Here is a 7,563-nt window from a genome sequence, read left to right as displayed (position 1 = left end):
GGTTTATGTTGTCCTGGTCCATTAATTCAAGTCAAAGCTAATATTGACGAATTAAGTGATGGTCAAATATTAAAAGTAACAGCTTCTGATCCTGGTTTTTATGAGGACATTAAATCTTGGTGTACTAAAACAAACAATGAATTATTAGATCTTAGAAAAGAAAAAGGTATGGTTTATGCCTTTATCAAAAAAAAAAGTAGCAACGATACAAAAGTAAGTAGATCCTTTCCATCGGAAATAGTAGAAAAAAACAATAAAACAATGGTGGTTTTTAGTGGTGATTTAGATAAAGCCATTGCAGCATTTATTATTGCAAATGGTGCAGTTGCAATGGGAAGTAAAGTTACCATATTATTTACCTTCTGGGGTCTTAACGTCATAAGGAAACCTGAAAAAGTATCTGTAAAAAAAGGTTTAATAGATTCCATGTTTGGATTTATGATGCCAAGAGGAAGTAAAAAACTTAGACTATCCCAAATGAACATGATGGGAGTGGGAGCTAAAATGATCCGTTCTGTAATGAAAAACAAAAATATAAGTTCTCTTGAAGATTTAATAAAATCAGCTATTGATAGTGGCGTAGAGGTAGTTGCTTGCTCAATGTCCATGGATGTTATGGGTATTACACAAGAAGAACTTATTGATGGAGTTAAAATTGGAGGAGTTGGATATTACTTAGGTGAAACTGAAAACTCAAATGTAAATCTGTTTATCTAATTGGTGCCACCTAATATTTTAAGTGCTACCCACGTGTCAAGTGAAAACAATAAATGCGGTGGTAACTACTAAGGTAGTTGCCACCGCATTTATTGTTATTGTGCTTTTAATCTATAATCCTCATCTCAAAATCTTGTGGTACATTATATTGTATGCTTTTCACATCCAAAATTATTTTTTCATTGTTTAATTCATTAAATTTAAACTTTACCGTTTCTTTAAAAGTGTCCATTTCTATCTCTTTAATTGCAACTTTCTTATCTTTTTCATTTTTAGCTTCATGACTAAACTCTATTGCATTTTCAGGTACATTTAAAGTAATATTAGAACCATCAACATCGATAATAGATATACCCAGATTATTAGGATCTATCTGTTTATTTTTTAAATCTATCGTAATATGCTTATCCTGCTTATTTATATATTTAAATCCCTTACACTCGAAAGTTAATCCCTTTGTGTTGTTTATCCCACCTTGCAATTCTAAGTAAATCATATTGTTATCAACATAAGCTATAAAGTCATTAGGACTGAAATACTGCGTACCCTCTCCATCAACAAGACTCGGTTCTAAAACACCAGTTAATTTATTTTCCTCACTTAAAAGTTCGCAGTAAACTCTACTCCTTGAACTCGAAAGTTCCAATTTTTCAATTTTAAATATACCCACTTCACTTTTAAATTCTTTTCCGCTTATATTAAAAACTCTTAAACCCTTGTTATAAATTTTATCATTTAGTGATATAGGTATATTTAAGGTTGTGATTTTACTTTTGTATAAAAGCTGTTCTATATCACCTATAGCTTTTTCTTCTAACTCTGAGAGTGCTATATGAAAAGATGGATCATCTTTATAAACCTCTATTTCTATTTCAAAATCTTTAACTACCCTATCCATATGAACTTCCATATAATCTTTATCGTGCCCTATTACAGACCATGGAAGGTATTTACCATCAGCTTTATTTTTAAATTCTATTTTCCCTAACATTAAATTTTCATCTTCGATCTCATATCCAATCCATAACTTTAAGTCATCCCCTGCTACATCTGTTACAGTAAATTGCACCCCCTTATCGTCTATAGTAGTACCTACTTTTTGAATATTTCCATTATTTACAATGTTATTAAATCCCTTGTCATAGCTAACTATTTTTACTAGCTTATCTAATCCTGGTATTTTAACTAAAGCTAGTGCTACACCCGGAAAAACATTAACTGATACTACAAATACTAACATTGCTGCTATCACTGATTTTATTATATTATTAATGATTTTATTTTTCTTTATGCCTTTTCCTTTTTTAGATTCCCTTTTTAAGCCTAATTCCGCAGCCTGCACAATTTTTCCGTGGAGTTTAGTCCGGATTTTTTCTTTTTCGTAATTATTGTCATTAGAATTTTCTATATAATCCTTTGTATATGCCTCATTCATTATCATACTCAAATCCTCTTCAGAAATATTATCTACTATATTAAATAATTCCTTTTCATTCATATCACTTTAACCTCCTTGCATCTAATTTTCTTTAACAAGAGTCTGCACCGATATAATCTATTGTCTACAGAACTAACCGTTGTATTAAAGACCTTCGCTATTTCTTTTATTTCGTAATTCATGAAATATCTAAGGTGAAAATACGTTTTATCAGGTTCTTTGAATTTACTAATTATCTGTAAAAAGTCTTGTTCAGCATTTTTTTCAAGTACTTCCTCTTCAATACTAAGTGATACATTGTCGTAAATATCCATATCGTTAGCAGATTCACTTAGTTCCTTTTGTGCATGCTTTTGAAGTTTTCTCCTTACATTAAGAGCTACTGTTCTTGTCTTTACATTTACAAATGTATCAAAAGAACCACGCTTCTCATCAAATTTATGAATTTCTTTCCATAAAGCTAAAAACACATCACTTGCACATTCTTCAATGTCCTCCTTAGTTCCAAGTGTACCTAGGATTCTTTTCACGAAATAATATACTCTGTCAAAGTACATATCATATATATCATCTAAAGCACTCTCATCTCTTGTTTTTAGCCTGTCAACCAAATTATCTATCATCTTTAAACACCTCTCATATAGTAATACACACGTAACACACGAAATCTCTCAATTAAATAATAAATAATAGTATATTATTCCTCTTATTGTAAAATCCTCTATAATCCCTTTAGTAATGATTTAAAGTTTACAGAAAAAAAAATAAGGAGCCGAATAATTAATTCAACTCCTTACTAGATTTATAAACATTTTAAATATTCTTGGTAACAACGCCTTATGATTGAACATCATTGGCGCTTCATTCGGAAATAAAATAATCATCCTATAAACATATACCCCTAAAAACATTACCAACAAATGGTACTTATATTTGTATAGAATATGCATTTTTCTTGTTAAGAACAATGCAACAATTATAATTGGTATGACAAATAGTGGGTGCATATGAAAAGCTCCCTCTAAATCTCCTTGAAGAAACAACTTATATGCTCTAGTCATTCCACATGATGGACATGGTATACCCGAAACACCACGGACAAAACATATTGTAGATGTAAAAAAAGAGTTAAGCCTCATACCAAAATATAAAATAATTAAAAAGATTACATACTTCCCCATGCTTTATTTAAGTTTGATTGGATTATTGCTGAAGCTACAATGGAAAGCCCAAAAATACTCAAAAGAATATAAAGTAGAGAATCATCATTACCGTTATCATTACTTTTACCGAGCGCTCTACATTGAACATCTTGAAGCTTTTTACCCATTGTATAATACCAGTATATAGTATAGATTCCACAAGTAATTATACTAAAAACTAAAACCATTCCACCACTAGTATCTTCTTTAGATATATATTCATTTGTTTCATTAGTTGTAACATACATCCAATACATCTGATATATTCCACATGTTAAAATTGATAAAATTATAAGTCCAGCTACACTTCTTGTAATTCCTTTCATTAAAATCACCTCCCATTGCTCTACCTCTTTGTCTTGACGTGTTTTGTAGAAAATTATATCTTTCTTCCAATTATAGCATAAATAGACCTTTTGCTCCAATATATTCTATATTTAAAGTTTCTTCTAAAATATTTCATAATTCTCATAAATTTTGTGAAACTTTAGCTACCACTTCTTATATTTGTCCAGTAACAAACTGCACTAATATACTTACAGTAGCTACTGAAATCCAAACAATCAATCCAAGCAGTATAGGTTTTATACCATTCTTAATCATTTTCTTAAAATTAGTATTAAGCCCTATTGCTGAAAGTGCCATTACAATCATGAATTTTCCAAGAGTATTTATGTATATAATACTGTTCCCTTTGAATAATCCAAGTGTGTTTAATAGTGAAGCAATAAGGAACCATATAATAAACCAGGGAAATATTTTTTTAAAACTGTAATTAACCTTAGAATCCTTTTTAGATTCTTTTTTCTTTTTATAGGCCGTTATGAAAGCAAAAATAATGGATATAGGTATAATCATAGTAGTTCTTGTAAGCTTGACAATAGTAGCATACGCTCCAGCGCTATTACTAAAAGCATATCCAGCAGCCACAACTGAAGAAGTATCATTTATGGCAGTTCCTGCCCAAAGACCAAATGCCTTATCTGAAAATCCTAATAGATGTCCAAGCGGCGGAAATATTAGTACAGCTATAATGTTAAATAAAAATATAGTAGAGATAGAATAAGCTATATCCATATCATCTGCTTCAATAATTGGCGCAATTGCAGCTATGGCAGAACCACCACATATAGCAGTACCAACACCAATTAAAGTTTTTAACTTATATGGTATACTAAGTAACCTTCCTACGCCATATGCTGTTATAAATGCTGCTGAGAGTGTAAACGCCGTTACTGAAAAAGAACTTAAACCAGTTTTCAAAACCTGTGTAAGACTTAATCCTGCACCAAGTACTACAATAGCATAGGTAAGTATTTTCTTAGATGTAAACATAATACCCTTTAAAGTAACGTCAGGCTTACCTAAAGTATTGTTTATGATTAATCCAAGCATAATTCCAAAGACAGGCCCACCTACAATAGGGAGCATATTTCCAAGCATCGATGCAACAAATGCTAATAATAAGGATAGAAATATTCCTGGGTAATTTTCTTTAATCCAATTCATGTAATCATCTCCTATTTATTTTGTTTTTGTAGCACTATTAGAATAATACTAAAATTAAAATAAAACAAATTATAAATTGTTATGTTTGCATAAGTATTTGTTATAATACATATAAATGTAATTTTTACTGGAGATGATAATTTTGATGGATATAAGACTTGAAACCTTTATTACAGTTGCAAAAATTAAAAGCTATACAAAAGCTAGTGAGATATTAAATATAACTCAACCGGCGGTCTCCCAACATATAAAATTTCTTGAAGATTACTATGGTGTGATTTTTATAAAGAAAAGGGAAAAAATAATGAGATTAACGGAAGAAGGGAAAACTCTTTATAAGTATGCTATTGAATTGCATAATATCTATAGAAATTTAGATTTGGAATTTAGAAATAAAGATAGTATTAATAGAACTTATTACGTAGGCGCTTCTATGACTATTGGTGGTTATCTACTCCCTTATATGCTAGCTGAATATAAGAACTGTTATAACAATACTGACATACTTCTACAAGTTAGCAACACAGAAAAAATAATCCAAAAACTATTAAATAGAAAGATTGACCTAGCACTAATAGAGGGAAACTTCGATAAAACTAAAATTAAATATACTAAGTATAAAGATGATGAATTGGTGCTTGCGGTATCCTATTTACATGAGTTTGCTAAATGTAAATATATAAATGTAAGTGAAATTTTAAAAGGAAAATTAATATTAAGAGAGAGTGGCTCAGGAACCAGAGAGACTTTCGAGAATAAAATTTCAGAAATAGGCTTTGACCTAAAAAGCTTTAAACCCTATATGGAACTTGGTAGCATATCTGCTATAAAGTCTCTCGTGGAAGCAAATTTAGGGTACTCCATATTGTCAAAAGAAACTGTAAAAAAAGAAGTAGAGTCCGGTAAAATAAAAATTATTCCCATTAAAGAGCTTCGAATATTTAGAGAATTTAACTTTGTATATTTAAAAGATTGTGATAAAGAATTCGCTTCTAATTTCATATGTTTTTGCCTTAAATAGCTCGTTTTTTATTGGCATTTGACAATAAAAATTTATAGTATTATAATGTAACTATACTATAACAAATAAAAAAATGAGGTGTTAATATATGGCTGATTGTGAAAGTTGTCCATCAAATGATGGGTGTGACAGTAAAGAAACCTGTGGCATAAAAAATAATCCATTAAATAAAGTTAAAAATATTATCGGAGTCATGAGTGGTAAAGGTGGTGTTGGTAAATCAACAATATCCGCTCTTATTGCACATGAACTTAATAAAAAAGGCTATAAGGTTGGACTTATGGATTCAGATATTACGGGCCCAAGTATACCAAGACTTTTAGGTATTCAAGATGTGAAACCCGTAATGAGTGAATCTGGTATTTTGCCAGTTAGAACTCCTGAGGGTATTGATGTTATTTCAATGAATCTTCTTGTAGAAAACGAAGATGATCCAGTTATTTGGAGAGGACCAGCAGTTTCTGGAGTTGTTACGCAGTTTTGGACTGATGTTATATGGGGAGAACTTGATTATTTAATAATAGATATGCCTCCTGGCACAGGTGACGTTGCATTAACCGTAATGCAATCAATACCAATTACAGGCATAGTAATGGTTTCGACGCCACAAGACATGGTATCTATGATTGTTGGAAAAGCAATAAATATGGCGCGTAAGCTAAACATAAATATAATGGGATTAATTGAGAATATGAGTTATATTATTTGTCCTGGATGTAGTGAGAAAATAAAATTCTTTGAATCAGATAACATAGATGAATTTTTAGATAAAAACGGACTAGATTTACTTGGAGAAATTCCAATGTGCAAGGAAATTGTTAATATTTCCAACAAAGGTGAGTACAAACTAAATCCTGAATTAACAGAAATAGCAGAAAACATTGTTGTAAAAATTATTGATAAGGCACATAAAAGCAAATAAAATGGGAGGTAATATATATGAAAATTGCAATACCTAATAATGGTAGTATGGTCAATCAACATTTTGGAATGAGCAAAAGTTTTGTTATTGCAACTATAGAAGATAAAAAAATTATAAATATTGAAGAGATATCTTCAGCTGAGCTTGCGCATAACCATCAGGGCCTTTCAAACTTACTTGCAGAAAAAGGTGCAACAATAGTTATCACTGGAGGAATTGGTGAAGGTGCAGTTAATGGTTTAAAACAAAATGGCCTTAAAGTGATAAAAGGATCCTCTGGAGAATACAATAATGTTCTTCTTGAATATATTAATGGTACCTTAGAAGATAAAAATGTAATTTGTAATCATCATGGTGAACATCATCATCAATAAAAAAAAGAAGCACATTTGTGCTTCTTTAATTTTTTAAGTTTCCATTAAAGCCTGATAACCCATGACTCATATGATATATTGGCCCAAATTTATTTTTCAATAATACATTGACCGCCCTAGGACTTCTATTTCCTGATGCACAGTGGACTAACATTGGTTTACCACGGAATTTTTCTAACTCTGTAATTCTTGAGGCAATTTCAGAAACAGGCATTAGTTTAGATTTATTTATATGCCCTGATTGGTACTCACCCTTAGTTCTTACATCGATAATAACTAAATCTTTGTTATCTCTAATAAGCTTAGTAATATCATCTCCAGAAACATTCTGTACATTCTTATTAAATTTAATCATTATTCTAGGATAAATCATGTATGCT

The 7,563-nt window shown here is 30.5% G+C and carries 10 protein-coding genes; 4 read left to right on the top strand and 6 right to left on the bottom strand.

All coding sequences use genetic code 11. The features are described 5' to 3' along the window. Window positions 1-717 (top strand): DsrE/DsrF/DrsH-like family protein (locus ACJAX4_RS20275; RefSeq protein WP_435791250.1); only part of this gene is annotated, 717 nt, incomplete at its 5' end. A gap of 106 nt (window positions 718-823) precedes the next feature. On the opposite strand, the gene ACJAX4_RS20270 is transcribed toward ACJAX4_RS20275, so the two are convergent. The 5 genes from ACJAX4_RS20270 to ACJAX4_RS20250 all read right to left on the bottom strand — a co-directional run bounded on the left by ACJAX4_RS20270 (window position 824) and on the right by ACJAX4_RS20250 (window position 4,866). Next, window positions 824-2,215: a DUF4179 domain-containing protein gene (locus tag ACJAX4_RS20270; protein ID WP_435791249.1), complete on the bottom strand. Its 1,392-nt coding sequence runs from the start codon at window positions 2,213-2,215 to the stop codon at window positions 824-826. Beyond that, complete coding sequence (locus tag ACJAX4_RS20265; protein ID WP_435791248.1) at window positions 2,212-2,778, bottom strand: sigma-70 family RNA polymerase sigma factor; 567 nt, start codon at window positions 2,776-2,778, stop codon at window positions 2,212-2,214. Before ACJAX4_RS20265 ends, ACJAX4_RS20270 begins: the two co-directional genes overlap by 4 nt. A gap of 162 nt (window positions 2,779-2,940) precedes the next feature. Next, complete coding sequence (locus tag ACJAX4_RS20260) at window positions 2,941-3,294, bottom strand: DUF2752 domain-containing protein (protein ID WP_435791252.1); 354 nt, start codon at window positions 3,292-3,294, stop codon at window positions 2,941-2,943. A gap of 26 nt (window positions 3,295-3,320) precedes the next feature. After that, on the bottom strand, window positions 3,321-3,683 hold the full coding sequence (locus tag ACJAX4_RS20255) for a DUF4234 domain-containing protein (RefSeq protein WP_435791247.1): 363 nt from the start codon (window positions 3,681-3,683) through the stop codon (window positions 3,321-3,323). Between the two features lie 175 nt (window positions 3,684-3,858). After that, complete coding sequence (locus ACJAX4_RS20250) at window positions 3,859-4,866, bottom strand: YeiH family protein (RefSeq protein WP_435791246.1); 1,008 nt, start codon at window positions 4,864-4,866, stop codon at window positions 3,859-3,861. Window positions 4,867-5,011: 145 nt separating this feature from the next. Between ACJAX4_RS20250 and ACJAX4_RS20245 the strand changes: the two genes are divergently transcribed. The 3 genes from ACJAX4_RS20245 (at window position 5,012) to ACJAX4_RS20235 (ending at window position 7,183) form a co-directional block, all read left to right on the top strand. Continuing rightward, window positions 5,012-5,887, top strand: a complete 876-nt coding sequence (locus ACJAX4_RS20245) for a LysR family transcriptional regulator (RefSeq protein ID WP_435791251.1) — start codon at window positions 5,012-5,014, stop codon at window positions 5,885-5,887. An 88-nt stretch (window positions 5,888-5,975) separates the two neighbouring features. Further along, a complete protein-coding gene (locus ACJAX4_RS20240; RefSeq protein ID WP_435791245.1) occupies window positions 5,976-6,809 on the top strand; it encodes an Mrp/NBP35 family ATP-binding protein in 834 nt (277 codons plus the stop codon). Between the two features lie 17 nt (window positions 6,810-6,826). Beyond that, window positions 6,827-7,183, top strand: coding sequence for a NifB/NifX family molybdenum-iron cluster-binding protein (locus tag ACJAX4_RS20235; protein ID WP_435791244.1), 357 nt, complete (start codon window positions 6,827-6,829; stop codon window positions 7,181-7,183). A gap of 25 nt (window positions 7,184-7,208) precedes the next feature. Here the strand turns inward: ACJAX4_RS20235 and ACJAX4_RS20230 are convergent. Then, the coding region (locus ACJAX4_RS20230) for a rhodanese-like domain-containing protein (protein WP_435791243.1) at window positions 7,209-7,563 on the bottom strand (355 nt) is incomplete at its 5' end.

Origin of the sequence: Clostridium sp. (genome assembly GCF_051278035.1) — a bacterium.
In the GTDB taxonomy this organism is placed as follows: Bacteria; Bacillota; Clostridia; order Clostridiales; family Clostridiaceae; genus Clostridium_AD.
Note: the sequence above shows the minus strand (reverse complement) of the source record. Positions and strands in the feature narration are given on the sequence as shown.